This window comes from Nocardioides ginsengisoli (assembly GCF_039537225.1).
In the GTDB taxonomy this organism is placed as follows: domain Bacteria; phylum Actinomycetota; class Actinomycetes; order Propionibacteriales; family Nocardioidaceae; genus Nocardioides; species Nocardioides ginsengisoli.
This window is the reverse complement of sequence record NZ_BAABAC010000005.1, coordinates 279933-306164: the sequence shown is the minus strand read 5'-3', so window position 1 is coordinate 306164 and position 26232 is coordinate 279933. Positions and strand designations below refer to the sequence as shown.

Annotated in this window: 26 protein-coding genes; 1 reads left to right on the top strand and 25 read right to left on the bottom strand. The window is 68.2% G+C overall.

Features of this window, described 5'->3' with window-relative positions:
* Window positions 1-78 precede the first annotated feature (78 nt).
* The 7 genes from AB4880_RS03110 to AB4880_RS03080 form a co-directional block, all read right to left on the bottom strand.
* The gene (locus AB4880_RS03110) at window positions 79-1233 is read right to left on the bottom strand and encodes a thiolase C-terminal domain-containing protein (protein ID WP_367917733.1); all 1155 of its coding nucleotides are present in this window, start codon (window positions 1231-1233) and stop codon (window positions 79-81) included.
* Between the two features lie 120 nt (window positions 1234-1353).
* Window positions 1354-2034, bottom strand: a complete 681-nt coding sequence (locus AB4880_RS03105) for a TetR/AcrR family transcriptional regulator (protein ID WP_367917732.1) — start codon at window positions 2032-2034, stop codon at window positions 1354-1356.
* 17 nt (window positions 2035-2051) lie between these two features.
* On the bottom strand, window positions 2052-2471 hold the full coding sequence (locus tag AB4880_RS03100) for a Zn-ribbon domain-containing OB-fold protein (protein WP_367917731.1): 420 nt from the start codon (window positions 2469-2471) through the stop codon (window positions 2052-2054).
* 18 nt (window positions 2472-2489) lie between these two features.
* Window positions 2490-3317, bottom strand: a complete 828-nt coding sequence (locus AB4880_RS03095; RefSeq protein WP_367917730.1) for an enoyl-CoA hydratase/isomerase family protein — start codon at window positions 3315-3317, stop codon at window positions 2490-2492.
* Window positions 3314-4945 carry an AMP-binding protein gene (locus AB4880_RS03090; RefSeq protein ID WP_367917729.1) on the bottom strand — a complete coding sequence of 544 codons (1632 nt, stop codon included), beginning with the start codon at window positions 4943-4945 and terminating at the stop codon, window positions 3314-3316. The genes AB4880_RS03095 and AB4880_RS03090 overlap by 4 nt, the downstream gene beginning before the upstream one ends.
* Before the next feature lie 2 nt (window positions 4946-4947).
* Complete coding sequence (locus AB4880_RS03085; protein WP_367917728.1) at window positions 4948-6090, bottom strand: acyl-CoA dehydrogenase family protein; 1143 nt, start codon at window positions 6088-6090, stop codon at window positions 4948-4950.
* 115 nt (window positions 6091-6205) lie between these two features.
* Window positions 6206-6700: a PaaI family thioesterase gene (locus tag AB4880_RS03080; RefSeq protein ID WP_367917727.1), complete on the bottom strand. Its 495-nt coding sequence runs from the start codon at window positions 6698-6700 to the stop codon at window positions 6206-6208.
* Between the two features lie 117 nt (window positions 6701-6817).
* On the opposite strand from AB4880_RS03080, the gene AB4880_RS03075 reads away from it, so the two are divergent.
* Window positions 6818-7450, top strand: a complete 633-nt coding sequence (locus AB4880_RS03075) for a TetR/AcrR family transcriptional regulator (protein WP_367917726.1) — start codon at window positions 6818-6820, stop codon at window positions 7448-7450.
* A 94-nt stretch (window positions 7451-7544) separates the two neighbouring features.
* On the opposite strand, the gene AB4880_RS03070 is transcribed toward AB4880_RS03075, so the two are convergent.
* The 18 genes from AB4880_RS03070 to AB4880_RS02985 all read right to left on the bottom strand — a co-directional run bounded on the left by AB4880_RS03070 (window position 7545) and on the right by AB4880_RS02985 (window position 25577).
* Window positions 7545-8006, bottom strand: a complete 462-nt coding sequence (locus AB4880_RS03070; protein WP_367917725.1) for a MaoC family dehydratase — start codon at window positions 8004-8006, stop codon at window positions 7545-7547.
* Window positions 8003-9199, bottom strand: a complete 1197-nt coding sequence (locus AB4880_RS03065) for an acetyl-CoA C-acyltransferase (RefSeq protein WP_367917724.1) — start codon at window positions 9197-9199, stop codon at window positions 8003-8005. Before AB4880_RS03065 ends, AB4880_RS03070 begins: the two co-directional genes overlap by 4 nt.
* 46 nt (window positions 9200-9245) lie before the next feature.
* Complete coding sequence (gene fabG / locus AB4880_RS03060; RefSeq protein WP_367917723.1) at window positions 9246-9983, bottom strand: 3-oxoacyl-ACP reductase FabG; 738 nt, start codon at window positions 9981-9983, stop codon at window positions 9246-9248.
* A complete protein-coding gene (locus tag AB4880_RS03055) occupies window positions 9983-10420 on the bottom strand; it encodes a Zn-ribbon domain-containing OB-fold protein (protein ID WP_367917722.1) in 438 nt (145 codons plus the stop codon). Before AB4880_RS03055 ends, fabG begins: the two co-directional genes overlap by 1 nt.
* An 8-nt stretch (window positions 10421-10428) precedes the next feature.
* Window positions 10429-11487: a thiolase family protein gene (locus AB4880_RS03050; protein ID WP_367917721.1), complete on the bottom strand. Its 1059-nt coding sequence runs from the start codon at window positions 11485-11487 to the stop codon at window positions 10429-10431.
* Between the two features lie 136 nt (window positions 11488-11623).
* The gene (locus AB4880_RS03045; protein ID WP_367917720.1) at window positions 11624-13132 is read right to left on the bottom strand and encodes a class I adenylate-forming enzyme family protein; all 1509 of its coding nucleotides are present in this window, start codon (window positions 13130-13132) and stop codon (window positions 11624-11626) included.
* 88 nt (window positions 13133-13220) lie between these two features.
* A complete protein-coding gene (locus tag AB4880_RS03040; RefSeq protein ID WP_367917719.1) occupies window positions 13221-14801 on the bottom strand; it encodes an AMP-binding protein in 1581 nt (526 codons plus the stop codon).
* Window positions 14798-15223, bottom strand: a complete 426-nt coding sequence (locus tag AB4880_RS03035) for a Zn-ribbon domain-containing OB-fold protein (protein ID WP_367917718.1) — start codon at window positions 15221-15223, stop codon at window positions 14798-14800. The genes AB4880_RS03040 and AB4880_RS03035 overlap by 4 nt, the downstream gene beginning before the upstream one ends.
* 1 nt (window position 15224) lies before the next feature.
* Complete coding sequence (locus tag AB4880_RS03030) at window positions 15225-16340, bottom strand: thiolase C-terminal domain-containing protein (protein ID WP_367917717.1); 1116 nt, start codon at window positions 16338-16340, stop codon at window positions 15225-15227.
* A 41-nt stretch (window positions 16341-16381) separates the two neighbouring features.
* Window positions 16382-17158, bottom strand: a complete 777-nt coding sequence (locus AB4880_RS03025) for an SDR family oxidoreductase (protein WP_367917716.1) — start codon at window positions 17156-17158, stop codon at window positions 16382-16384.
* Between the two features lie 57 nt (window positions 17159-17215).
* Window positions 17216-17983 (bottom strand): SDR family NAD(P)-dependent oxidoreductase, encoded by a 768-nt coding sequence (locus AB4880_RS03020; RefSeq protein WP_367917715.1) that lies wholly within the window; start codon window positions 17981-17983, stop codon window positions 17216-17218.
* Between the two features lie 109 nt (window positions 17984-18092).
* Window positions 18093-19238, bottom strand: coding sequence for an acyl-CoA dehydrogenase family protein (locus tag AB4880_RS03015; protein WP_367917714.1), 1146 nt, complete (start codon window positions 19236-19238; stop codon window positions 18093-18095).
* Window positions 19239-19314: 76 nt separating this feature from the next.
* Window positions 19315-20148, bottom strand: coding sequence for an ABC transporter ATP-binding protein (locus AB4880_RS03010; RefSeq protein WP_367917713.1), 834 nt, complete (start codon window positions 20146-20148; stop codon window positions 19315-19317).
* 30 nt (window positions 20149-20178) lie between these two features.
* Entirely contained in the window at window positions 20179-21045 is an 867-nt protein-coding gene (locus AB4880_RS03005; RefSeq protein WP_367917712.1) for a branched-chain amino acid ABC transporter permease, read from the bottom strand.
* A 36-nt stretch (window positions 21046-21081) separates the two neighbouring features.
* Window positions 21082-22311: an ABC transporter substrate-binding protein gene (locus AB4880_RS03000; RefSeq protein ID WP_367917711.1), complete on the bottom strand. Its 1230-nt coding sequence runs from the start codon at window positions 22309-22311 to the stop codon at window positions 21082-21084.
* A gap of 26 nt (window positions 22312-22337) precedes the next feature.
* Window positions 22338-24221, bottom strand: a complete 1884-nt coding sequence (locus tag AB4880_RS02995) for an ABC transporter permease subunit (protein ID WP_367917710.1) — start codon at window positions 24219-24221, stop codon at window positions 22338-22340.
* A gap of 595 nt (window positions 24222-24816) precedes the next feature.
* Window positions 24817-24996, bottom strand: a complete 180-nt coding sequence (locus AB4880_RS02990; RefSeq protein ID WP_367917836.1) for an SDR family oxidoreductase — start codon at window positions 24994-24996, stop codon at window positions 24817-24819.
* Window positions 24997-25337: 341 nt separating this feature from the next.
* Window positions 25338-25577: a helix-turn-helix transcriptional regulator gene (locus tag AB4880_RS02985; RefSeq protein ID WP_367917709.1), complete on the bottom strand. Its 240-nt coding sequence runs from the start codon at window positions 25575-25577 to the stop codon at window positions 25338-25340.
* Between the last annotated feature and the right edge of the window lie 655 nt (window positions 25578-26232).

Sequence of the window (26232 nt, the reverse complement as noted above, 5' to 3'; positions counted from 1 at the left end):
CGCTGTTCGTCGCCGGATGCTCCCGCCACCCTGCCGAGCGGCCGGACCCCAGATGGCCCCATGGCCAGTGGCCGGCGCTCAGCGGTCCGCGGTGAGAACTAGGCCCGAGCCGTCGACCAGGGCGCCGGAGGTGACCACGCCGACTTCATGGCGCGCGGCTTGACGTTCACGTCCGCGCCCCTGGATCTGCAGGACTGCCTCGACGACGGTGTTCATCCCGTGGACGTAGCCCTCGGACAGCAGGCCGCCGTTGGTGTTGACCGGCAGGGATCCGCCGATGCCCGTTGCCCCCGAGGCGACGAATGCGCCGGACTCGCCGCGTTCGCACAGCCCTAGGCCCTCCAAGCCCATCAGCACGGTGCTGGTGAAGCAGTCGTAGATCTGAGCGAACTCGATGTCGGACGCGGAGATCCCGGCCTGTCGGTAGAGATCCTCACGGATCAAGGCGGTGAAGTTGTGGGTGTAGTCGTCGATCATGGTGTGGTTGCCGATGTCGAGACCGGGGCGGGCGCCGGCGCGGTACGAGTGCGCGGCGACGACCGCCGGCGGCTGCTGCAGGTCTCGGGCTCGGTCGAGCGTGGTGAGCAGCACAGCGCAAGCGCCGTCAACCTCGGTGGTGCAGTCGGCCACCCGGAAGGGGTCGACGACCTGGCGAGAGTTGTAGTAGTCATCGAGCGAGAGGGGCTTGCGCAAGATGGCACGCTCGTTGAGTTCGGCATAGGCGCGCTGGGCGATGGCGACTGCGGCGAGGTCGCCATCGTTCTGGCCTGTCTCGTGCAGGAACCGTCGCGCCCACATCGCGATGTACATCATGTAGGCGTTGTAACCGATGGGATAACGGTACGGCGCGGACTTTCCTGCGAACTTCGACGCGCCGACCCGGACGCCGGAGTAGCCGTTGAGGGCACGGAAGACCAGCACGTAGTCCGCGGCGCCGGTGGCGATCGCCATGGTGGCGTTTCCGACGAGGTGGCACGGCGACTGACCGGCGCCATTGCAGTCCATCACGTAGCGCAGACCGGGCAGCGCCAGCGCCGTAGCCAGCGCCTCGCAGTTCTCCGAGTCGTTACTGACCATGTAGCTGGCGATGCCGTCCACCGATTGCGGGGCCAGGCCCGCATCGGCGCAAGCGCCGAGCGCCGCCTCCGTGGCCAGCTCGAGGACCGAGCGCCCGGAAGCCCGGGAGAAGTCTGTGTAGCCGACACCAGCGATCGCAACCTGCCGCATCGTCATGCCTCCATCGTCGTGTTTTCGAAGTCGGTGTGGTGGACGAATCTTTTGACACATGAATCAAACTTCGACTCATGCGATGGTTTCCGAGGGACGGGAAAAGGCCGCCGGATCGGAGGCTGGTCAGGCCGGGACGACCCCGACCAGCATGAGCAGCGTGTCGATGAGCTCCTGGATCTGCTGCCGGGCCCGCGTCGGGTTGTCCCGCTCGATCCACAGCGGTGACATGTTGATCGAGGAGTACATGCACTCCAGAGACGCCGCCGTCGACGTCAGGTGGAACTCGCCACTTGCCAGGCCCTCGTCGACCAGGCCGCGAAAGAGTGCATCATGACCGGCGCGGACCGCCTTCACCTTGCCCTCGACGTCCGCGGGATCACGCAGGGTGAACAGCTCGATCGAGGCGGGGTAGTCCCACACGACGACGTCGAGCTGACGGGTCAGGAGCCGGCGAAGCCGCACAGTCGCGGATTCCTCACTGCCCTCGACCGCCGCATTGAGTTCGACCATGATCCGGCGAGCGAGCGTCTCGATGCCCGCCATGACGAGCTCTTCACGGGACGGGAAGTAGTGGTAAAGGGACCCCTTGGTCACGTCGAGACGTTCGGCGACGTCCTCGAGCGAGAAGCGCGAGAGGCCCTTGCTTCCGAGCTCGTCGGCGGTGGCGTCAAGGATGCGGGCGACCCGCTCCTCGCGCTTGCGCTCGACTCGCGAGACCGTCTTCGAACCGCGAGTGGTCGCGGCTGTACGACTCGCACGCATCAAAACACTCCACTCTTCAGGTCGGGCCCGGACCCGGCTCACGGGAGCCAAAGTCTAGGTCATCCCATGTTCTCGGCCGGTGCCGACACAGCGAAGCGGAACTCGGTCCACTCCGGGTGCTCGACGTACACGACATCGACGGACCGCCCGAAGTCGAGCGCGTCGATGTCGTCCATCCGCCCCACGACTCGCACACCCTCGGCGAGGTCGACGGTCACGAGGGCGTACGGGACCTCACCGGCGAACTGCGGCCAGAAGGCCTGCCGGACGACGATCCACGAGTAGACCGTGCCGCGGCCGCTGAGCTCGCGCCACTCGCTGCGCGGACCGGTGCAGTACGGGCAGCGCGACATCGCGGGGAACCGGAACCGGTCGCACGCGGAGCAGCACTGCAGCAGCAGCCGCTTCTCGTCCAGCGCCGCCCAGAAGGGCTCGCTGTCGACGTCACGCTCGGGCACGGGCAGGACGTCTGCGGCCACGGTGGCAACCTCCATCATTCACACTCCTCGGAACTCGGGTCGACGCTTGGCAGAGAAGGCCTCCAGGCCCTCGCGGGCGTCCTGGCTGTCCAGGCAGTAGTCGATCGTCACCTCGCGCTCGAAGGCGAGCGCGTCGTCAAGTCCCAGGCCGTGGAAGTCGATCTGGGCGAGCACGCGCTTGACGTTGGCGACCGCGAGCGGCGACTTCCGGGCGATGTCGTTGCCAAGGTCGACGGCCGCGGCGATCAGGTCGGCGTCGGGGACGACCCGGTTGACCAGGCCCCACGCGGCCGCCTCGTCCGCCGGCAGTATCCGCCCGGAGAAGATCAGCTCCCGGGCCCGGTGCGAGCCGACCCGACGGGGCAGTCGGCTCAGCACGCCGCCGCCGCCCATCTGCCCGAACGGCAGGTGGGCGTCACCGATGCGCGCACTCTGGGCGGCGAATGCCACGTCGCAGGCGAGCACGAGCTCCATCCCACCGGCGATCGCGATGCCGTTGACCAGCGCGATCGTGGGAACGCGGCAGGTGGCGAGGCTGTCGAAGACGCCGTGCAGATCCAGCAGGAACCGCGTGAAGGCGTGCCGGTCGCCCTGGAGCTGGAGGTACTTCTTCATGTCCCCGCCGGCGCTGAACGCGCGCCCCGCTCCGGTGAGGGCGATGGCACGCACGTCGTCACGAGCCAGGGCCGACTCGATCGCGTCGCGCAGCGCCAGCACGCTGGGGTGGTCGAGAGGGTTCATCTGCTCGGCGCGGTCCAGGGTGAGCAGCGCCAGCGTCGAACCGCCTTCGAGTGACAGGTAGGAGGACCGGACCAGCGATGGGTCCACGGCCACGTCGGCCGTCACGATGCCGTCACCTCGCTGACCATCCGGTCGCGCAGCACGAACTTCTGGATCTTTCCGCTCGGCGTGGTCGGGAAGCCTTCGAGGACCTTGAGATACTCCGGCCAGAACTGCTTGGTGAGCTGGTGGTCGCGCAGCCAGGCCTCCATGCCTGCGAAGTCGAACGATGCGCCCGGCTCGAGGCGCACGCAAGCGCACGCCTTCTCCCCGAGCCGCTCGTCGGGCACCGCGACCACGGCGACCATCGCGACAGAAGGGTGCGCCAGCAGGAGGTTCTCGACCTCGGCCACCGGGATGTTCTCGCCGCCGCGGACGATGATGTCCTTGGAGCGTGTGGTCATCACGAAGTCGCCCGCCTCGGTGAGGTAGCCGCGGTCACCGGTGACGTACCAGTCACCCTCGAGGAAGTTCGCCTGGCTCAGACCGGGCTGAAGGAACCCGAGGTGGCGCTGCGGGCCGCGGACCACCAGGTGGCCCTCCGAGCCGGCGGGCAGGTCCTCGACGAACATCTCGTCGAGGATCCGCAGCTCGGCACCGGGAACGGGGCGACCGTCGACGGTGCACACGGTCTCGAGCGTGTCGGTGAGGAGGTTCGTCACGGCCAGGCCCGTCTCGGTCATGCCCCAGCCACCGACCAGCTTGGTCGTGGGCAGGCGACGTCCGGCCTCCTCGGCCAGCGCCTGCGGCAGACCGGCGCCGATGCAGCTGAAGACGCGCAGGCTGCTCATGTCCTGACCGTCCAGGTTGTCGGCATGCAGGGTGTCGGTCAGAAACGGGATGGCGCCGTTGGTCAGGGAGATCCGGTGCTTCTCGACCAGCTCCACGAACTGGACCGGGTTCCAACTCTGCTGCAGCACGGCGGCCGAGCCGGCGACGATCGGGCAGGTGATCCCGAACAGGATTCCGGTCTGGTGCCCCACCGTCGACGCCATGTGGATGACGTCCTCCGGCCCGATCTCATAGCGCTCGTCGTACGAGGACGCGGAGGCGATGAGCGTGTTGTGGGTGTGCAGCACGCCCTTCGGCTCGCCGGTGGTGCCTGAGGTGAAGGCGAGCTGCGCGACGTCGTCGGGATGCGGCCGTGCGGGCAGGTCAACAGCCGGGCCGGCCAGGAGGTCGGTCCACCGCACGGTGCCCTCCGGTGCGGCACCGATGACAGCGACCGACGGGGTCCGGGCAAGGGCGGGGAGAACGCGCAGGACGGCGGCAGCGTGGTCGAAGCCGTTGAACGCGTCCGGAACGATCAGCACCGTCGGTTCGGCGAGTCGCAGCATCGTGGCGATGTCACGCTCACGGAAGATCGGCGAGATGGTGTTGAGAACGGCGCCCAGCTGGGAGCAGGCGACCGCCAGGACGACAGCCTCGTGCCAGTTCGGCAGCTGTGCCGACACCACGGCGCCGGGGGTCACGCCGAGACGGGTCAGCCCCGACGCGAGCGCTTCGGCCTGGTCGCCCAGCTCGCCGTAGGTGATCTCTCCTCGAGCATCGATGACCGCGGTCCGGTCGGCCGCCTCGGCCGCGACGTCTTCGACGTACTCGACCAGCAGTCGGTCGCGCCACCATCCGGCCTCCCGGTAACGGGCGGCGGCTTCGGGGTCGAACTGGGTCAGCAGCGCCTTCCAGTCGCGCACCGTCAGGCTCCCAACCGGCTCAGGATCTCGAGCTGCACCTCGTCGGTCCCACCGCCGATGCGCAGGATCCGCGCGTCACGGTAGTGGCGGGCAACACCCGTCCCCTCGACGAAGCCCATCCCGCCGAAGAGCTGGACGGCGCTGTCGGCGACCTCGTTGGCGACGTTGGCCGCGTGGTACTTCGCGACTGCGACCGAACGGTGCGCCTCCGGGTGCTGGCGGTCGATCCGGTCAGCGGCGCGGTAGACGGCGGCGCGGGCCGTCTCGAGCGCGATCTCCATCCTCGCCAGGGTGTGGCGCACGCTCTGCAGGTCGATCAGCTTCTGACCGAAGACCTCACGCTCGCGGGCGTAGGTGCGGGACAGGGCGAGGCACTCGACGGCATGGCCGACGGCCATGGCGGCCAGGATCGTCCGCTCTTCTTGGAAGGCGGCCATCGTCTGGTAGAAGCCGTGGTTGACCTCACCAAGGACGGCGTCGGCCGGGATCCGGACGTCGTCGAGATAGACCTCGCGGGTGTCGGAGGCGTGCCAGCCCATCTTCGGCAGCGGGTTACCCCACGAGATGCCGGGCGTCTTCGGGTCGACGAGGAAGGTCGTGATGCCGCGGTGACGGGCGTCCTGGTCTGTGCGGGCAGCGACGATCCAGATCGAGGAGAGGCTCGCGTTCGTGATGAACATCTTCGATCCGTTGAGGATCCAGCTGCCGTCGTGGTCCGGCACCGCGGTGCTGGTCAGCGCGGCAACGTCGGAGCCGGCCCCGGGCTCGCTCACGAGGATCGAGACGAGGCTCTCGCCCGAGCAGACCTCAGGGAGATAGCGCTTCTTCTGCTCCTCGGAGCCGTGCAGCACGATGTGAGGGGCAGCCATGTAGGAGCTGCCGAGAGCGGTGATCGCCAGGCCGCCCGACGCGCGTGCGAGCTCCTCAGCAAGGACGACGACGGCCTTCAGGTCGGCGTCGGCACCTCCGACGTCACTGGACACCGTCAGGCCCATCAGCCCGGCCTCACCGGCCGCGCGCCATGCCGGCAGCGACAGGCTCGGGTCAAGCTCGGCCGCGTCGACGATCGGCCGCAGATGCGCGTCGACGAATGCCCGGCACGACGCTCGGAAGTCGTCGTATCCGTCGGGAAGTTCCCACGTCACAACCTGCACCTCTTTCTCGGGGCGATCCGCGGCGGCTGCGGGAACAGCCTCGCCGATCAATGCTTGACGAATGTGACCATTGAAGCAATTTTTGACTCCTCTGTCAATCTTTTTTTCATAAGGATGTTTTTTGGGGCCGAGCCGTGGCACGCGCGTAGTGCGCATCGGCGTCGGCCAGCTCGATCCAGACGCCCTCGGCACTGGCCAACAGGCCACCGGTGTCCACGCACCGCATCTCTCCGCGCATCAGCCGGCGCCGTTCGCCGTCCATCCGCCCGGACGCGGTCAGCACCACGCGGGCACCGAGCGGGACCGGTCGGCGATACTTCACGGCGAGCTCCGCCGTCACCGAGAAGCCCCGCAGGGAGTTGGCGGTGTAGCCAAGCAGCTCATCGAAGACCCACGCCGTCCAACCGCCGTGCGCCACCGCGCGGCCCGCGACCGCGCTCGGCACGACGATCTCACCGCGCACGGTTCCGTCCGCCTGGCGGCGCAGGTCATCGATGCCTTGGCGACACGACCCGACGATCTCGCACGCCTCGCAGAGCTCGAACTCCCGGACCGCCACCGGATTCTCGTCCTGACGCCGATCGCCGCACCGCATGTCCATCCGTCACTCCTTTGTCCAGTGAATGTCTTGCGGCACGTTATGAGCGCTCAGTAACCTGAGTCAATGGCCGCTCACGGAGTACGCAGACCGCAGACCCGGGACGCTACGATCCCTTCCGTGCCCGCTGCGAACGCTCAAGAAGACGCCACCGCCGACGGCGGGCAGGACAGCCTCCCCGCCACCGCTCAGCGCCTGCTCACCGGGGCGATCGCCTGCTTCGCATCGAAGGGTTACCAGGCGAGCACGACGCGCGACATCTGCAACGAAGCCGACCTCAGCGCCGGCGCGCTCTACGTCTACTTCGAGAGCAAGGAGCACCTGCTCTTCGAGCTGGTCCAGCGTGCGCACCGCGACGTCCTGGTCGCGCTGGAAGCCCTGGCGCCGGCGGAGCCGGGTGCCGAGGCTGACCTGTTGGTCGCACAGATCCGCACCCTGACCCACTGGCACGTGGACAACCACCTGCGCGCCCGGGTCGCGCAGACCGAGCTCCCGAACCTGAGAGGGGACCACCTCGCCGCCGTGCGCAGGCAGCGCACCTCCATCGAGGCGTTGCTCCGCTCGACCGTGGTCGCCGGGTGCGAGTCGGGCGTCTTCCGGTGCGCGGACCCCCAGCTGTTCGTGCGCGCCACGCTGTCGCTGTGCATCGACGTGATCCGGTGGTACAACCCCGGCGGCCACTACGGCGCCGACGACCTCGCACGCAGCAACGTCGACATTCTCCACACCTACCTGCAACATGCAGGTCAGTAGGTATTCCACCGCGCCGCCCGGCCCCTGACGGCGACCACTGGCACGCTTGCAGCAGCCGCCCGCCCCGGGGCAGACGAGCGGGTCCTAGAACCGGTCAGACCGCGACGAGGTAGGTCACCATGTCGACGATGCACACCGGCTTGACGACGCCCTCGGCCTCGACCGTGCCGCGCACCGTGAGGCGGTGGCCGCCCGCGGCCGCCTCGAGCGAGAGCAGCTCGAAGCCGGCCCGCACCTTGGACCCGACCCGCACGGGCGCTGGGAACCGGAGCTTCTCCGCGCCGTAGTTGACCTGCATCGCGGTGCCCTCGATGTCGAACACCTCCCACTGCAGCATGGGCACCAACGACAGGGTGAGGAAGCCGTGGGCGATCGTGCCACCGAACGGGCCCTCCGCCGCCCGCCGCTCGTCGACATGGATCCACTGGCGGTCACCGGTCGCGGCGGCGAAGGCGTCGACCCGGGCCTGGTCGACCTCATGCCAGCTGGAGTGACCGACCTGCTCGCCGATGGCCTCGGCGAGGCTGGCGATGTCAGCGAATCGTCGGACGCTCACAGCTCGAACAGTCCCGCCGCGCCCATGCCGCCACCGACGCACATGGTGACCACCGCGTAGCGGGCGCCACGACGGCGGCCCTCGAGCAGAACGTGCCCGACCATGCGGGCCCCGGACATGCCGTAGGGGTGGCCGATCGAGATCGCGCCACCATTGACGTTGTAGCGCTCGGGGTCGATGCCCAAGGCGTCGCGGCAGTACAACGCCTGGGAGGCGAACGCCTCGTTGAGCTCCCACAGGTCGATGTCATCGACCCCGAGTCCGTGTTGCGCGAGAAGCTTCGGAATGGCGAAGACCGGGCCGATGCCCATCTCGTCCGGCTCGCAGCCTGCAACGGCCATGCCGCGATAGGTCCCGAGCGGCTCCAGGCCCCGGCGCGACGCCTCGGCCGCCTCCATCACGACGACGGCGGCGGCACCGTCGGACAGCTGCGAGGCGTTGCCGGCCGTGATCGTCGCGGTGTGGTCCGCGCGGTCGGGCAGGACGCCCCGCAGGCCGCTCAGGCTCTCGAGGGTGGTGCTGGGACGGTTTCCCTCGTCGAGGCGCTGAGTGAATTCGATCGGCGACTCGCCCTCCGGGTCGGCCTTGACGTCGATACGGCGCCCCGCGAAGGGCACGATCTCCTCGGCGAACAGGCCGCGCTCCTGGGCGAGCGCCGTACGCCGTTGCGATTCGAGAGCGTAGGCGTCCTGCTGCTCGCGGGTGACGCCGAAGCGCTGCGCGACGTTCTCCGCGGTCTCCAGCATGGAGACGTAGACGTCGTGGCCGTCCTCGAGGAGCCACTGGTCCTGGGCCCGGTGCGCGTTTCGGTAGCGGTCGTCCTGGACGAGCGAGATCGACTCGACGCCTCCCCCGACGGCGATGTTCATCCCGTCCACGACGACCTGCTTGGCGGCGGTCGCGATCGCCATCAGACCTGACGCGCACTGCCGGTCGATGGTCATGCCCGGGACGGCGACGTCCATGCCGGCGCGCAGCAGTGACTGGCGAGCGACGTTGTAGCCACTGGCGCCCTCCTGCATGGCGCAGCCCAAGACGACATCCTCGACCTCCACCGCCTCGACGCCGGCACGCTCGACGGCGGCTCTGATCGCGTGGGCGGCCAGCGCCTGGGGTTGGGTGTCGTTGAAGACGCCGCGATAGGCCCTCCCGATGGGAGTTCGGGCCGTCGAGACGATGACTGCTTCACGCATCTGCATTGCTCCGCTCAGTGATGCTGGACCTGGACTCGGTTCAGGGTCAGATGGAGATGCCGCCGTCGACCGGCAGCACGACGCCGGTGACATAGGCCGCCTCGTCGGAGGCGAGGAAAGCGACCGCGGCGGCCATCTCGGCCGGGTCGGCGAAGCGGCGGAGCGGGATCTGGTCGAGCAGCTGCTCACGTTTCGCCGGCGGGATGCTCGCGATCATCCGTGTCTCGGCGTTCGGCGAGATCGCGTTGACCGTCACCCCGAAGCCCGCGAGCTCCTTGGCCGTCGCCTTGGTGAAGCCGATGATCGCTGCCTTGGCGGCGCCGTAGTTGGACTGGCCGATGTTGCCGCGCAGTCCGCTGTAGGAGGTCACGTTGATGACCCGACCTCCACCCTGCGCGCGCATGTGAGGCACCGCGGCTCGGGTCAGCTTGAAGGTGCCGCCGGCGTGGACGGCCAGCACCTGGTCCCAGTCCTCGTCCGTCAGCTTCCAGACGACACCGTCGCGCAGGATGCCAGCGTTGCTGACGACCACGTCGATGCGCCCGGTCTTCTCGATCGCCGTCGCGACGATCGCGTCGATGCCCTCGGTGCTCGCGACGTCGGCGGCGACGCCCGTGACGCCGAGCCGGTCCGCGGCCTCCGCGACGGCCTCGGCATCGAGGTCGACGATGAACACGTCCGCACCGGCCGTGGCGAAGCGCTCTGCGATGGCGTGGCCGACACCACGAGCAGCCCCGGTGACGATGACCGTCCGACCGGCGAAGTTGAACTCGATGGTGCTCATCAGGACCGGTCCTCCTCGTCGGTGAGGCGGCACCAGATCATGCCGATGTCACCAGATGCTGGATCGTGCTCGACACGGACGGTGACGGCGTCACCGATCGCGGGCGCGGGGCCAATGGCACGACAGACCATCCGGATCTCGGGCGCCTCGTCAAAGGTCACCAGGGCCAGGCCGTACGGCGTCTGGCCGCGGGTCCGCTCAGTGAACGCGTGGCGGACCGTGGTGGCGGCGTACACCGTCGCCCGGCCGTCCAGCTGCCGCCACACGAGCCGCTCGGATTGACAGTGCGGGCAGCGCCCCATCGGGTACCAGTGGAAGCGTGCGCAGTCCTGGCACTGCGGCAAGGGCACGCTGTCGCCTCCGGCCAGGCGGAAGAACTCCTCGAGGTCGCCGACCGGGGCGTTGCCGTCGATGTGCAGGGTGTCGTCGAGTGTCATCACAGCTCCTAGTTGTTGCTCAACAGCAGCAGGGCGTAGTCGGGCACCGACAGGCCGGTGACCAGACCGACTCCCGCGTCGGCGACCTGGTTGGGGCCGGCGTCGCCGCGCAGCTGACGAACGGCCTCGATGACGTGCTCAGCGCCGAGCAGGTAGCTGTGGGCCAGCAGACCGCCGTGGGTGTTGACCGGCATCCGGCCGTCGATCCGGGTCTCGCCGGCAAGGGCGAACTTGCCCGCGGTCCCCCGCTCGCAGATGCCGAGATCCTCGAGCTGGAGCAGGCAGGAGATCGTGAAGCAGTCGTAGATCTCGGCGAAGTCCGCCTCGGCAAGGGACATCCCGGCGTCGCCTTCCACGGCCGCCCGGGCCGCCGCCGTCCCGGGGAAGCCGAGGTAGTCGGCGCGCTGGGTGAAGACGTCGTCGCCGGACGTCGCTTCAGACCCGAAGCCCACGCCTCGCACGTGGATCGGCTTGTGCGGAGCATCGACTGCCCGCTCTTCCAGCGTCAACACGTAGGCCACAGCGCCGTCACTGATCAGGCAGCAGTCCTCGAAGCGCAGCGGGTCGGAGATCATCGGGGTATCGAGGTACTCCTGCATCGACAGCGGCTTGGTCTTCTGACCGACGCCGGCCCGTACGGCGTACTCGCGCTGGTTGACCGCGAAGGCGCCGAGCTCCTCCTCGGCCAAGCCGTACTCGTGCGAGTAGCGCTCGGCGAGGAGGGCGAAGTACTCCGGCTGGGCATCGAAGCCGATCGGCTTCTCGTACACGCGCTTGGCGGGATACATGTCGTGGAAGCCGTAGGGGCCGCTGGGCCGGGTGCCCCAGTCGACGCCGAAGTAGACGAGCACGTTCGTGCACAGCCCCGCTTCGAGACCGGCCCGAGCCAGCTGCGGAGCACCGACTGAGCCCGCACCGCCGTAGGACAGCGAGGCATCGAAGGTTCGGGTGATCCCGAGCTGTGCCGAGAGCCAGTCGCGCGGGACCGAGCCGGACATGATGACCGAGTCGGACACGATGCCGTCGATGTCACCCGGTCGAAGGCCGGCGTCCGCGATCGCTGCCAAGGCAGCGTCGACGACCAGGCGTCGCACGCTCTTGTCGGACCGGCGCGCCGGCGGCGTCTCGCCGATGCCTGTGATGCATGTTCCCTGTCTCGAGCCCATCGAAGTTCTCCTCGTCGGTGTGGTGATGGAAGGCAGCTCAGACCTGCAGCTCGAGCCGCTCGCGAATGACCTTGCCGGTGACGTTGCGCGGGAAGTCGTCGATATCGATCTGGCGGAAGGCCCGCGGCACCTTGTAGCCGGCCAGGTCGCGGCGGCAGGCCGCCTCGAGCTCGGCGACGTCGAGCTCGACCTCGGCAGCTAGGAAGGCGACCGGCGTCTCGCCCCACTTCTCATCGAGCTTGCGGACGACGACGACCTCCTGCACCCCCGGAACAGTCATCAGCACCCGCTCGATCTCGGCGGGATACACGTTCTCCCCACCGGTCTTGATGAGGTACTTCGATCGGCCGACGAAGTGCACGAAGCCCTCCTCGTCGCGGCGCAGCAGGTCGCCGGAGCGGTACCAGCCGTCGACGAGGGCTTCGGCCGTGGCTGCCTCGTCATGCAGGTAGCAGGTGAACAGTGTCGGTCCGCAGACGTGCATCTCGCCGGGTTCGCCGACGGCAGCCTCAGCGCCGTCGGGCCCGGCGAGACGGTGGTTCGCCAGCGCCGTCATCCGCTTGCCCAGGTGCTCGGGCCAGGTACCGGGCGCGATGGTGCCGTAGGTAAGCGGTCCGGCCTCGGTCATGCCGTAGGAGTTGTAGTACGGCGCATCGAGCAGCTCGGTCAGCTCTCGCACCTGTGCCGGCGGGACGAGGTCGGCCATGGCGCCGACCAGTCGGATCGGCGCGACGGGGCGCGGGTCGCGGCGCAACCGCGCGACGAGGGCCTCGATAGCGCCGGGCATCATCACGAACCAGCCGAGCTGAACCTCGTGCAGGTAGTCGTTGATGACCTCGACATCGAAGCCGTCGACCACGATGTAACGGCTGCCGAGGGCCGCGCAGACGAACATGTAGTCGGCGGAGACGAGGTGGAACATCGGCGCCCAGGCAAGGTGTGCGTCGTCAGCGCTCAGCTTCATCTCCATCGCCCCGAAGGCGGCGCGGGCGAGCATGGCACGCTGGGAGATCGCGGCCGCCTTCGGACGGCCGGTGGTGCCGCTGGTGCAGATGATGGTGACCAGGTCTTCCGCGTCGATGTCCGCATCAGGGGCGGTAGCGGGGTACGGCTCGATGAAGTCGGCGTAGAAACGGCCGTCGTCAGGCGTGGTCAGCTCCTCGCAGCGGACGTCGGACGCAGTGATGAGGTGGCGGAACGCCGGCTGCACGAAGACCACACGGGGCCGGCACAGCGAGATCGCGTAGGCGACCTCGTCCTCGCTCTGGCGCCAGTTCAGCGTGGCAAGCGCGGCGCCCAGCTTGGCGACGGCGTGCTGCAGCAGGACGTGCTCGATTGAGTTGCTGCCGAGCACCGCGACGGTGTCGCCTCGGGTGACAGCCGCAGCGGCGAGGCCGTGGGCGAGCCGGTCGGTGACCCGGTCCAGCTCGGCATAGGTGAAGCTGCGGGTCGTGTCGCTGACGGCGACGCGGTGCGGGTTGGTGCGGGCCTGGTTGCGCACGACGTCGGCAACGGTCAGGGCGCGGCCCGTAGTGGTAGTCGCCATGGTTCACCTCGTTCATCATCTGGTTACTGAGCGCTCAGTAACCAGATTAGGGATGGATGCAGCACTCGTCAAGCACCACGTGGCATGCTCAGGAGTTCGCGCTGCGCTGCGCTGAGCGGCTGGTCGAGCCTGCGTCGTAGGTCGCCGGTGTGACACCCTCCGCCCGCAGGTCCGCCTTCTTGACCTTCGCCGTCGGCGTGCGCGGCAAGGCATCGAGGAACTGCAGGTAGCGAGGCACAGCGAAGTACGGCAGGCGCTCGCGCGCCCAGGCGAGGATCTCCTCGGGCGCGACGTCGAGGCGGTCCTCTCGACGGACGACCGACACCATCACCTCGTCCTCGGCGAGCTCGGACGCGACGCCATAGGCGGCGACGTCCTCGACCGCCGGATGGGAGAGCACGACCTGCTCGACCTCGTAGGACGAGATGTTCTCGCCGGAGCGACGCATCGCATCCTTGGCACGGTCCATGAAGTAGAACCAGCCGTCCCCGTCGCGGCGCATCACGTCGCCTGTGTGGAACCACAGGTTGCGCCATGCTTCGACGGTGGCCTCGGGATGGCCGTAGTAGCCGAGCTGGCTGGTGAACGGGACCAGGGGCCGCACGACCAGCTCGCCCGGCTGCCCGTCCGCGACCTCCATGTCGAGGTCGTCCACGATGCGGCACTCCCACCCCGGGAGCGCCTTGCCGCACGCCTCATGGTTGGCCTCACCGTCAGGAATCCCGAGCGGGACGCCGACGTCCGTCGAACCGTAGAGCTGTGTCGAGACGAGGCCGAAGCGCTCTTCGAACTCGCTGTGGTGACCCACCGGCGGAGGGATCACCAGCGCCTTGCGCAGGCAATGGTCACGATCCTGAGGGCCCGGCGGTCTCTTCCACAGCAATGCGCCGATGGAGCCGAGCATGTTCGTGACCGTCGCACCCGACTCCTTGATGGCCGGCCAGAAACCCGATGCGCTGAACCGCGGCGCCACGACCAACCGGGCTCGCACGAGCAGTGCAGGCAAGAACGACGTGCACAGCCCGTTGGCGTGGAAAAGCGGCAGGCAGGTGAACAGTATGTCGTCGCTGCGGTGGCCCATCACGGCCATCGCGCTCTCGGCCTTGCCCATCGCCATCCGGTGCGTCCACATGACGCCCTTCGACGGTCCGGTCGTGCCCGAGGTGAACATGATGCTGGAGAGGGATGACGCAAGCACGGAGCGCGGCGTCGGCGCACCGACACCGGCAAGGAAGCGGCCGGTCGCGTCCTCCCTGTCGGCCGGGCTGACCTCCAGCACGGCCGGGCCGTCGTCGATGCTCCTCGTCACCGCGCGCACATCGGCCAGGAACTCCGCCTCCGCGACGACGATCCGCGGGCCGGACAGCCGCAGCATGTGCTCGAGCACGCTGCCCCGCATGGCCGTGTTGAGCGGCACCGAGACCATGCCCGCAGCCGCGATCCCGAGCCACCAGGCAAGGATGTCGACCCGGTTGCCGATGACCAGGGCGACGCGGTCCCCCGGCTCCAGGCCGGCCCGCTGGAGCCCGGCGGCCACGTCCTGCGCACGCTCGTGGAGCTCTCGCGCGGTGTAGGCGCGGTCGTCGGTGAACTCGACCAGGACGTGGTCAGGCTGCTCGGCAACGAGCCGCTCGAGCACCAGGTGAGGGACGAAAGAGGGGGTGTTCATGCCTGCTCCTGCGGGTCAGCCGGCTCGAAGGCCAGTCGCGTGAACGCGGAGAGATCCTCGAAGACGGCCCTCACCCTCATGTCCGCCTGGACGTCCGCCGAGGCGACGCCGACGATGCGACCGTTGATCCGAGGGCCCTCGTCGAGCACGACGTCCGCGACGACGTACGGCAGGTCGGACTCGAACGCGGGATGGAACGCGTGCCGGGCGACGAACCACGAGTGGATCCGTCCCGCGCCGGCGACCTCCCGCCACTCGATCGCGTCCGCGTCGGCGCTGCAAGCGGGGCAACCCGGCATGGGAGGGAACTGGAAGCTCGCGCAGGAGCCGCACCAAGGAAGCCGCAGCACGTGGTCTCGAAGCGAGTCCCAGAACGGTCTACTGTCCTCACTCGGGTGGGGAACGGGAATCGACACGACCATCTCACCTGTCCTTGGTCAACACGATGGCTGATCCCGAGAGGTACGCGCCGGACGAGACGACGGCGACATCGTTCTTCGACACCTGCCGCTCTCCGGCCAACCCCTGCATCTGCCACACCGCCTCGGTGACGGTGTTCATGCCGTGCACGTAGCCCTCCGAGAGCAACCCACCGTGCGTGTTGGTCGGTAAGCGACCGCCCGGCGAGGTGTGTCCCTCACGAGCGAAGCGGCCGGCACCGCCGGGCTCGCACAGGCCGAGGCCCTCCATGTTGAGCGCCAGCGCGCCGGTGAAGCAGTCGTAGACCTCGGCGTAGTCGACGTCGTCAGGGCCGACCCCCGCGCGGCGCCACAGGGGGTCGGCAAGGTGGGCGGCGTAGTTGCGGAGGTAGTCGTCGTACCGGAGCGAGGAGCCCATGTCGAGGTCGAAGCCATGGGTCGCCCACGCGGCGCTCGCGATGACGGCCGGGGTGAGCCGCAGGTCGCGTGCCCGCTCCACCGAGGTCACGAGCACGGCAGCCGCACCGTCGACCTCGGTGGTGCAGTCGGGCAGCCGGAACGGCTCGGCCACCCAGCGGGAGGCCAGATAGCTCTCCTCGGTGAGCGGCTCGCGCAGGATCGCCCGCGGGTTCTGCTGGGCCCATCGGCGCTCGGCGATGGCGATCGCGGCGAAGTCGAGCTCGCTCGCGCCGGTCTCGATCATGTAGCGGCGGGCCCACAGGGCAGCAACCTGCGGGTAGGCCAGGAAACCGATCGGGTAGCGGAACTCTGTGCCGCCCCCGACCGCGGAGTGCTGCCCGATACGGACGCCGGAGCGCCCGTTCATCGCGCGGAAGACAACGATGCTCTCTGCGAACCCGCAGGCTACCGCCATCGCAGCATGGGCGACCATGTGCGCCGCGGACTGGCCACCCTGCGCGAAGTCCATGACGTAGGTCAGGTCACGCGCCCCGATTGCGGCGCCGAGCGCCTCGGCCGGCACCGAGTCGTCGTACATGCTGAATTGCACGACGCCGTCGACCTGGTCCGGCGAGAGGCCCGCGGCCGCGCAGGCCGTGAGCGCAGCCTCCCGGGCCAGCGAGAGCACGCTGCGACCGGAGCGCCGAGTGAGCTCAGTCATGCCTGCCCCCGCGATCGCGGCTCGGCCGCCGAAGACGTCCATCACACACCACCGGTCAGGGTCAGACCCCCGTCGACGGTGATCACCTCTCCGGTCAGCCAGGACGCGTCGGAGGACAGCAGGAATGCGACCGCCGCAGCGACGTCCTGCGGCTCACCCAGTCGCTTCATCGGGTAGCGCGCCGACACCTCGTCGTCCTTGTCCGCGAACAACGGTGCAGCGAACTTCGTCCGCACGACAGCGGGAGCGACGGCGTTGACCCGGACCTGCGGAGCGAGCTCGATCGCAAGCTGCTGGGTCAGGTGCATCAGCGCCGCCTTGCTGGCGCCGTACACCCCGATCCGGTCGGCGGGCTTGAGGCCTGCGACCGACGCGACGTTGACGATGGCGCCGTCGCGCTCGCCAAGGCCGGCCGCAACGGCCGTACGGGCCCAGCCGATCGGTGCGAGGACGTTGGTGTTGAGAATGCCCGCAGCGGTGTCGAGCGGGGTGTCCACGATGGTGCTGAACGCCGGGTTGACGCCGGTGTTGTTGACCATCAGGTCGAGCTTGCCGAAGGCAGACAGGATGGCGGCGACGGTCTCCTGTTGGTGTCCGGTGTCGTCCGCGGAGCCAGCGGACCAGATCGCTACGTCGGGGCCTCCCAGACGGGCCGCGGCCTCCCGGAGCGCGGCCTCCTTGCGCCCGGTGATGCAGACCCGACCGCCTTCGGCGACGATGCGCTGCGCCGTGGCGAAGCCGATGCCACGGCTGGCGCCGGTGACGACGGCCACTCGGTCGGTGAAGCGGTGGGCGGTGAAGGTGGTGGCAGCGGTCACGGGAGCTCCTTGGATGAGGGCGATGGAGGGACTGGGACGAGAGGTGCGAAGGCGCACTCAGGCGATCGAGATCGCCCCGTTGACACTGATGACCTGCCCGGTCGTGCGGCCGGAGCGGGCTTCACAGAGGAAGACCGCCGCCTCGGCGACGTCGCGCGCCGAGGCGACGCCGAGCGCGGCGGCCCGGGCGGCGCTGGCGAACAGCTTGGCGCTGAAGCCGTCTGCCAGGACCCGGTCGGTCGTCGGGGTGTCAGCGATGAGCGACGGCGTCACCGCGTTGACACGGACCCCGTTGCGCCGACCTTCGAGGGCCGCGACCCGGCTGAACATCACGATGCCGGCCATCGCGGCGCCGATGATGGATTCGCCGGGAGTCGGAACCTTTGCTGCGTCCGAGGCGACGTTGACGATGGCGCCGCCGCCGCGGGCACCCATGTGCTCGAGCGCCAGCCGCGTGACGTGCAACGGCGGCAGCGCGAAGCCGGTGATGGTGGCACCGATGGAGTGCACCGGCGTGCGATGGATCAGGTCCAGCTCGATCCTGCTGGGCACGGTGGAGGTGATCGCGAAGTCGATGCCACCGAGGACCTCGACGGCGTGGGCAAACATCACCGTTGCCCCGTCGGCGTCGCCGGCGTCGGCCTGCACGAAATGGACCTCGACCCGGTCGGCCAGCTGTTGCGCCGCAGTCGCACCACGCTCGGCGTCCCGGCCCGCGAGAACGATCGCGCGCAGTCCGCGGTCGGCAAGCAGATGGGCCGCGGCCAGCCCGACTCCCGAGGTGCCTCCGACGACCAGCGCCGTGCCGCCCTCGACCTCGGGCACATAGGGAGCCGTCACGCCGTCGCCACCCGACTCGTCGCCCCTACCGCAGCACGGCCGTGATGACGCTGGACGCCCGGGACGACGACGGCTCCGCGACGCGGTCTGCGGCTCACAGCCCCAGGTCCCGTCCGATGAGCTCCTTCATGATCTCGCTGGTACCGGCCCAGATTCGAGTCACCCGAGCATCGCGCCAGGCACGCGCGACGCGATACTCGTTCATGTAGCCGTAGCCGCCGAAGACCTGGACACAGTCGTCCAGGACATCGTTCTGGACCTCCGAGGTCCACAGCTTTGCTTTCGCGGCGTCGATCGGCGAGAGGTCGCCGCGGCCCAGCGCCGTCACGCACGTGTCGATATAGGCCTCGGTGACCTCGACGCGCGTCACCAAGTCGGCCAGCAGGAACTTGGTGTGCTGGAACGCTCCGATCGGCTGGCCGAAGGCAACACGCTCCTTGGCGTAGTCGATGGTCTCCAGCAGGATCTGCTTGGCGTGGGCGATGTTCGACACCGCGCTCTGCAGCCGCTCCTGCGGCAAGTTCTGCATCATGTGCACGAAGCCCTGATTGAGCTCGCCGATGACCTCGGCATCGGTGAGCCGGACGTTCTCGTAGAACAACTCGGCGGTGTCCGATTCGTCCTGGCCGACCTTGTCGAGCTTGCGGCCCCGGCTGAAGCCGGGCGTCGCAGCCTCCACCGCGAAGAGCGTGATCCCCTTCGATCCGCGCGACGGATCGGTCCGCACCGCCGTGAGCACCAGGTCGGCCGAGCTGCCATTGGTGATGAAGGTCTTGGAGCCGTTGATGACCCACTCGTCGCCGTCACGCACCGCCGTCGTCTTCAGCGCTGCGAGATCCGATCCACCCGACGGCTCGGTCATGGCAATGGCCGCCAGGATCTCCCCCGAAGCGATTCCCGGCAGCCAACGCTGCTTCTGCTCCTCGGTGCCCAGACGGGCGATGTAGGGAGGCACGATGTCGGCGTGAATGCCCCAGCAGGAGGGCAGTGCCGCGTTGACTTTCGCCAGCTCCTCAGAGATCACCGCGTTGAAGCGGTAGTCATCGGCGCCGGCGCCGCCGTACTCCTCGGGAACCTCGAACCCAAGCAGCCCCTGCTTGCCTGCCTCGAGCCAGAACGAACGCGGGATGGCGTGCTCGGCAGCCTGGTCCTCGAGAGTCGGGACGACGCTGCGCTCGATGAACTCGCGCACCGAGGACCGGAATGTCTCGTGATCCTTGTCGTAGACAGAGCGCCTCACCGCGCTACCACCTTTCTGGTTGTTGTTTTGTGCAGCTGCGGCGCCAGACCCGATGGGCTGTTCGCGCAGAGGATGTTCAGCGCTTGCCCGTGCCGAGGAAGGTCGCGATGACGTCCTCGTTCCCGAGAACCTCCGCGCTGCCTCCGGCGGCGGCCACGGATCCGCCCACGAGCGCGACCAGCGAATCGGCCAGCGACGTCACGAACTCGATGTCGTGGTCGACGACCACTGTCGAGCAGCCGGTCCGCGCGGCCCACGCACGGATCAGCTCGAGGATGCCCGCACGATCCTCCATCGAGACACCCGAGGTCGGCTCGTCGAGGAGCAGGAGCTTTGGCTTCGAGACCATCGAACGGAGCAGGTCGGCGACCTTGCGCACGCCGTAGGGGCAGGCGCTGAGCAGCTTGTGCTCGTAGCCGCCGAGGTCGAACTCGTCGATGATCGTCGAAGCCTGGAGGCGCGCGTCAGCCTCGGCGCGCCGCGACGACGGGAGGCCGAGCACTGCGGCGATGCTGCTGGACCTCCACACCGGTTCGAGGCCGAGCATCACGTTCTCCAGGACCGTGAGGTCGGACATCTTGCCGATGGACTGGAAGGATCGGCCGACGCGGTGCGCCGCGATCCGGGCAGGACCGCACGACGCGATGTCTCTGCCGCTGATGAAGACGGCTCCAGCGGTCGGCTTGTAGTAGCCGGACACCACGTTGAGCAGGCTGCTCTTTCCTGAGCCGTTGGCGCCGAGCAGACCAACCGTCTGTCCGGGCTCGACGGCCAGGCTCACGTCGTGCAGGATCTTGACCCCTGACAGCTCGAGGCTGACGCCATCGACCCGAAGCCGATCGGTGACGTCCTCCCGGTCCGGGTCACCGACGGCCGCCTTGGCGTGGTCATGGACGTTGTCACTGGACATGTTCGGGACCTTTCCTGTTCCGCGCAGGCCTCAGAGGCGCTGCGCCGAGGGCGAACCAAGCAGACCGAAGGGCCGCACCACCAACACCGCGAGTAGGACCACGTAGGCGATGACGTTGACCCACTCACCACCGAAGAAGTAGCCGCAGAACGTGAGCAGTGTCGCCAGGATCACCGAGCCGAGGATGGAGCCTGGAAGGCTGTGCAGGCCACCGAGCACGGCAGCAGGGAACGCAACGAGGAGAATGTCGGACAGCGCGAGCGACACGGTGGTCGTCTCGGCGTACATCACGCCCGCCAGCGCCGCCCCAGCGCCAGCGATCGCCCACGCCAGGCCGGCCAGGCGGTGGACTTTCGTGCCGCCGTACGCCGCCAGCTCCTCGTTGGCGGCCAAGGCTCGCATCCGCAGACCGGTGATCGTCCGAGCAAGGAACCAGGTGAGGCCCATCGCGACCGCTGTAGCAGTGACGGCGGAGACGATCACGCTCCAGCGCACCTGCGCGTCACCCAGAGCGAAGGTCGCATCCGTGGAGGTGGCGACCTGCCGACTGTCAGTGCCCCACACCAGCACGATGGCCTGGGTAAGGAGGACCGCCAGCATGAAGCTGAGCACGACCTTGCGGAACTCGTCCTCACCGCTGAGCCGCCGGATCAGCAGGTGGTAGGACACCCAGGACACCGCCGCGACCGCGACCGCGGCGACGGCGAGACGCAGCGAGTACGTGCCGAAGCTCAGTGTCGACATGACGTAGGCGCCGAGCATGACGAACTGGCCGTGGGCGAAGTTGAGCACACCCGTGGACCGGTAGAGGAGCACCAGCCCGGAATTGACCAAGCAGTAGATGGCGGAGAGCAGCACGCTGGCGCTCGCCAGATTGATGAAAGTGGTCATCGACATTGTTCAGACTCCAATCCCACGAGCGCCAGCGGCGGGTCAGGACGCCGGGCCAGCGAGCGGGATGCCGCTCTTGACGGGCTTGGCCGAGCTGGACGCGTCGTCCCAACCGAGGAACGCGACCGACGTCGGGCCGAAGTGCTGCTTGTCGTCGTACTTGACCGGCCCGAACGCGAGGCCACCGAGGTCCGAGTCGAAGTCACCGACGATGTCGAGGAACTTGTCCGACGAGCACGGGTAACCGCACTTCTCGAGGACGTCGACGATCATCTGGACCTGTGCGTAGCCTTCCGGAACCATGACCTGGTTGGGATTGCCACCGGCCTTGGCGATGGCATCCACGTAGGCCTTGGAACCGGCGTTGTCGCCACTGGAGTTGAACGGCGTCGAGGCGACGTAGTCGGTGAAGCCCAGCTTCGAGACCCCCTCGAGGGCGGTGGCGCCGCTGCCGAAGGAGTAGTTGACGATCGGGATCTTCGGGTCGAGACCGGCCGCCTGAGCGGACTTCATCATATTGATGAGGTCGGTCTCGGCGGCGGTCAGCAGCACGGCGTCCGGCTTCGCGGCCACGATCGCCTCGACGGCAGCGCTGTAGCTCGGCGCGCCGACGGCAGCCGTCTCGCTCGCGACCAGGTCGAAACCGACCTCCTTGAGGTACGGCTCGACCGCCGACTTCCAGCTCTCGCCCGCAGGGCTGGAGTAGTGGAACATCGCGACCTTCGGGTTGGCCGGTAGCTTGCCGTCATCGACGAGCGTCTTGAGGTAGTCGACCGCAGCGGTGCCCTGGGCATTGATGCTCGCGACCGTGGTGAACACCACCGGGTTGACCGGGTTGAGAAGGTCGCCTGGAACGCCCGCGGCAAGCATGGAGACCTTGGACTGCTCGGCGAAGTTGACCACGCCTGGGATCGTCGCGCTCGAGGTGAAGCCGGTGACGGTGGTGACGTGGTACTTGTCGACCAGCTCACGGAAGGCCGCGACGCCCTTGGCCGCGTCGGAACCGTCGTCGCGGATGACGAGTTCGATCTTGTGACCGTCGACCCCACCACCGTCGTTGACCGCCCGCACCGCGGCCTTCAGGCCGACGAGCTGCGGGGCCGAGACCGTCCGGACCGGGCCGGACTGGTCGACGATGACGCCGATCTTGAAGGCGCCGCTGCCACTGGCGCTGTCGGCGCCACCGCCACACGCAGCCAGGCTCGTGGCCATCGCGAGGCCGAGCGCCCCTGCTGCCACGAGGCGACGGCGACCTGCCGAGGTTGACTTCATTGCGTTCTCCTTGGTGTGCCGGAATTTCATGGGGTGATGCCGTGATCCCGAGTGGCAGCGGCAGGTTCGTGGTGCTCGTTCCCGACGAGCGCGGTGAGGCCAAGGAACCGCTCCTCGATGAACTCGAGGACATCGTCGTCTGGCGCGGCGACTCGGACGACCCGTCCGCCTTCGAGCAGGACCACGGTGTCCGCGAGCCGCATCGCGAGGGCCGGGTTCTGCTCGGCGAGGACGACGCCGCCGGGGACGGAGCGCCGGATCTCTTCGAGAATCGGCTCGAGGCCTTCGATCGCGACCGGGGACAGACCCAGAGTTGGCTCATCGACGAGCAGCAGGTAGGGCTGGCGGGCGAGCGCCGCGGCCAGGGCAACCTGCTGGCGCTCACCACCGCTCAGCAGGCCGGCCCTGCGGTCGAGCTTGCCGTGCAGGGCCGGGAACGTTGCGAGGATGCCCTCGAGCGTCGGCGGGTTGGAGCCGTTGCGCTTCGCGCGGACGGCTCCGGCCGCGATCGCGTCGCGCAGGTGCTCACGCACCGTGAGCTCGGCGAAGACCTTGTCCTCCGCAGGAATCAGGCCCACACCGCGGTCGCTGCGCTCGCTGATGCTGAGCGAGCGCAGGTCGGTGTCGCGATCCTCGGCGTGGATCCGCACATCGCCGGCCACGACTCGGCCGCCGGACCGCTCCGGGAAACCGGAGAGGGCATGCAGCAGGCTTGACTTGCCGGCACCGTTGCGCCCGACCACGGCGACCGTCTGGCCGGCGGGGACGTTGAGGTCGACCTTGTCGAGTGCCGTCTCGCCCGCGGCGTACGACGCTGAGACACCACGAAGCTCGGTGCGATCACCAGTATCGCCGACCGCGTCCGCAGACTCGGAGAGCATGTGCGCTCGGCGCCGCTTGAGCCGGCCGCGAACGTTGAGCAGAACCGCGATGCCGATCAGGGCGAAGACGACGGACTCGAGCGCGCCGAGGTTGCGCGTGAGCCAGGTGTCGCTGGTCGTCGCGTCGCCGAACGTCGAGTTCATCCAGCTCGGCACCAAGGTGACGATCCCGGCACCGATCATCGCGCCGACCGGGCGACCGAGCCCGCCGATCACGACCATGATGATGAAGTTGATGCTCATGTGGAGCGTGTACGAGGTGTAGGACACAGTGCTGAGGTGGTAGGCGAAGAGTGCGCCGGCCAGGAACTGGGCGGCCGTCGTCAGCGCGAAGGCCAAGGCCACCGACCCGCCGACCCGGACTCCGGTCACCGACGCAGCGGCCTCCTGGTCGCGGATCGCGATCCAGCCACGGCCGAGACGAGTACGTCGCAGGTAGGTGAAGTACTCCAGCACCGCGAAGGTGACCACCGCGACGAACACGAACCAGGTCGTCCCCTGGGTCAGGACCTTCTCGCCGATCGTCGGCGACTCGATGAAGTACCCGCCAAGCACCTGGTGCTTGCTCTGGACGATGTTGCCGATGTCGGAGATCAGGTAGAACAACGCCATCGTGCTGAGCAGCAAGTAGAGCCCCGAGAGGCGGCGAGCGGGTAGCGACGCGATCAGGCCGAAGAGCGCGCCGACCAGCGTGACGCCGACGAGCACCGCCGGAAACGGCAGGTCGAGGTTGTCGTCGAGATAGACCGTCGCATAGCCACCAGCAAGGAGCGAGGCCGCCGTCAGCAGCGACGGCCGACCGACCCAGCCCATCAGCACGCTCAGAGCGATCGCTGCGATCCCGTAGATCATCGTGGTGACGACCAACTGCTGTTGGTAGTCGTCGAGCATCGAGATGCCCAGGACCACCAAGACCACGAGAACCGCGACACGAAGGATCCACCGCGCGCCGACGGCGCGCTGCGTGGCGCCGGCGAACCCGAGGACCCGGCTGCCCGCGGCACCGATCCCACCTGTACCTGTGCCCATCTCCCCACCTCGTGACCTCGGAATAGAATTTTGTGTGCGCAGTCACATTATGAGCGCTCAGTAACCATGTCAAGTGACGCCAAAGAGAAATTTTGACTCGAAGGTCAAAACTTCGGGCGGCAGATGGTCGAGGCCTTCCCAGTGATCCCATCGATGCCCAGAACAGACCAAGCAGTCGTGCGGGAGCGCTCGTGTCCACGTCCTGGCGCGGCACCATGGTCACAGGGCGACCTCAGCGGTCACAACATCGCTGTTCGCGACCGACGCGACCACCCAGGCTTTGCCAGGACCCGACCTTGGCAACGTCAGCCGAACGAGGCCGACACCACGAGGGCAACGCCGCGTTCACCTTCGACAGATCCTTGGCGAGGGGCGCGTTGAAGCGATGGTCGTCCCCGCTCGCACCGCCGTACTCCTCGGGGACCTCGAACCCGAGCAGTCCCCTGAGCTACTGCCTCGAGTCAGAGTGATCGCGGGATCGCCCGCGCCCGACCTGGGGGCCTTCACATGGGGCAACACGGATCGTTGGACGAACGCTCGCACGGAGGCACGAAAGGTCTCATGATCGTCGAGATAGAGGTCGCGTCTCACGAGATCACCCGAATGTCCGACCGCCGTCGACGACGACGGTCTGGCCGCCGAGGTAGCCGGCTCCAGAAGACGCCAGGAACACGGCGACCGCGGCGAGCTCCCGCGGGTCGCCGGCGCGCCCCATCGGGATCCGACCCATCTGCTGATCGAGATAGCCCGGCGCGTAGTGGAGGAGTTCTCGAATGCCGGCAACACGATCTGGCGCACGTTGCGCTCGTAGGCGCTCGGGTGCTCGGAGCCAGAGCGGTCTCCAGATCGAGATCGTCGAGCCACAGGGTGACGAGCTCGTCGAAGGTGCTGTCGCCGTTCAAGGTGTGCCCGCGAGCGCCGTGCTGGAGGCGGACGGCGAGCTTCTGCTTCAGCCGCTGCTCCGCATCGGTGCGCGTGGCACCGCCGACCTGGACCTGACGGCGTTGACCGTCAGCGTCGCGGAATCGAGTTCGGGCCCGAACCTTGCCCGACGCCAGGGTCGTGAAGTGAATGTCGCCGAACGTGCCGATGGGCGTCCTGGGCCGGCTCATCAGCTCACTCCTCGTCGGACACGTGCCCCGGCGACGACTCGCGGCGACTGTCCAGCCAGTCGCGGACGTCGGCGACGGCGTACTTGAGATGCCGACCGACACGGATCGCACAGGGGCCTCGCCCGCTCTGGCGCCAGTCGTACACGGTCTTGACCGGCACGCCGAGGTACGAGGCGAGCTCCTCGACGCCGAGAAGCTGGTCGAGCCCGGCGGGGCCGCTGTGGTGCGTTGCATGGGTCGTCATGCATCACAGGTGCACCGCTCGAGCCGGAGAAGTGGGAACAATCCGGCACGAACCGGCAGTCGATCTCGCGAACGGTACGAGCGGAGCCGCGATCGCGGCCAAAGTGGTGAGTTTCTGCGGACCAGATCAAGTCGCAAATGCTTTCAGGCGTGGGATCCACTGGATCCCACGCCTGAACTTTGTAGCGGGGGCAGGATTTGAACCTGCGACCTCTGGACGAGATCGGGTCCCTGCGAGAGCTACGGAGTCGGCACGATTCCCATCAGGTTCCTCAGTTTCACGAGGAAAGCCTCGATGCTTCAGTTCTCAGGCTACACGTTTGCTACCGAGGCAAGCAGGGTCAATCTGGACACATTGTGGACAGGGGCTGAACTCGGCCAGAAACACGAATCGCAGGACGGCCCTTCGATCATTGCCGAGAAGCCTCGCTGCACCACCGACCTCGAACGCGCCACGGACGTCTCCGCCCGGTCACGCCACCAGGACAGATCGCAGGACTCCGAATCCGAACTCCATGCCCCCCCTGCACTCCAACGAATCAGACGACCTGGCACACCCAGGATATCGCTCCGACTCGGCTCTTCTGGCCGCGCTTCAGACGGCCTCCGGACCGATATCTGCGGGCTTCTTGCCGGGTCTTTCGGGCTCGAGCGGG

Excerpts from the sequence above, each read along its gene's own strand:
- AB4880_RS03040 (WP_367917719.1), bottom strand. The coding sequence starts at position 14,801 with ATGAACACCCCCTCTTTCGTCCCTCACCTGGTGCTCGAGCGGCTCGTT.
- AB4880_RS03045 (WP_367917720.1), bottom strand. The coding sequence starts at position 13,132 with ATGGCGACTACCACTACGGGCCGCGCCCTGACCGTTGCCGACGTCGTG.
- AB4880_RS03035 (WP_367917718.1), bottom strand. The coding sequence starts at position 15,223 with ATGGTCGTGTCGATTCCCGTTCCCCACCCGAGTGAGGACAGTAGACCG.
- AB4880_RS03110 (WP_367917733.1), bottom strand. The coding sequence starts at position 1,233 with ATGACGATGCGGCAGGTTGCGATCGCTGGTGTCGGCTACACAGACTTC.
- AB4880_RS03080 (WP_367917727.1), bottom strand. The coding sequence starts at position 6,700 with ATGGACATGCGGTGCGGCGATCGGCGTCAGGACGAGAATCCGGTGGCG.
- AB4880_RS03030 (WP_367917717.1), bottom strand. The coding sequence starts at position 16,340 with ATGACTGAGCTCACTCGGCGCTCCGGTCGCAGCGTGCTCTCGCTGGCC.
- AB4880_RS03010 (WP_367917713.1), bottom strand. The coding sequence starts at position 20,148 with ATGTCCAGTGACAACGTCCATGACCACGCCAAGGCGGCCGTCGGTGAC.
- AB4880_RS03065 (WP_367917724.1), bottom strand. The coding sequence starts at position 9,199 with ATGCGTGAAGCAGTCATCGTCTCGACGGCCCGAACTCCCATCGGGAGG.
- fabG (WP_367917723.1), bottom strand. The coding sequence starts at position 9,983 with ATGAGCACCATCGAGTTCAACTTCGCCGGTCGGACGGTCATCGTCACC.
- AB4880_RS02985 (WP_367917709.1), bottom strand. The coding sequence starts at position 25,577 with ATGACGACCCATGCAACGCACCACAGCGGCCCCGCCGGGCTCGACCAG.
- AB4880_RS03005 (WP_367917712.1), bottom strand. The coding sequence starts at position 21,045 with ATGTCGATGACCACTTTCATCAATCTGGCGAGCGCCAGCGTGCTGCTC.
- AB4880_RS03055 (WP_367917722.1), bottom strand. The coding sequence starts at position 10,420 with ATGACACTCGACGACACCCTGCACATCGACGGCAACGCCCCGGTCGGC.
- AB4880_RS02995 (WP_367917710.1), bottom strand. The coding sequence starts at position 24,221 with ATGGGCACAGGTACAGGTGGGATCGGTGCCGCGGGCAGCCGGGTCCTC.
- AB4880_RS03000 (WP_367917711.1), bottom strand. The coding sequence starts at position 22,311 with ATGAAGTCAACCTCGGCAGGTCGCCGTCGCCTCGTGGCAGCAGGGGCG.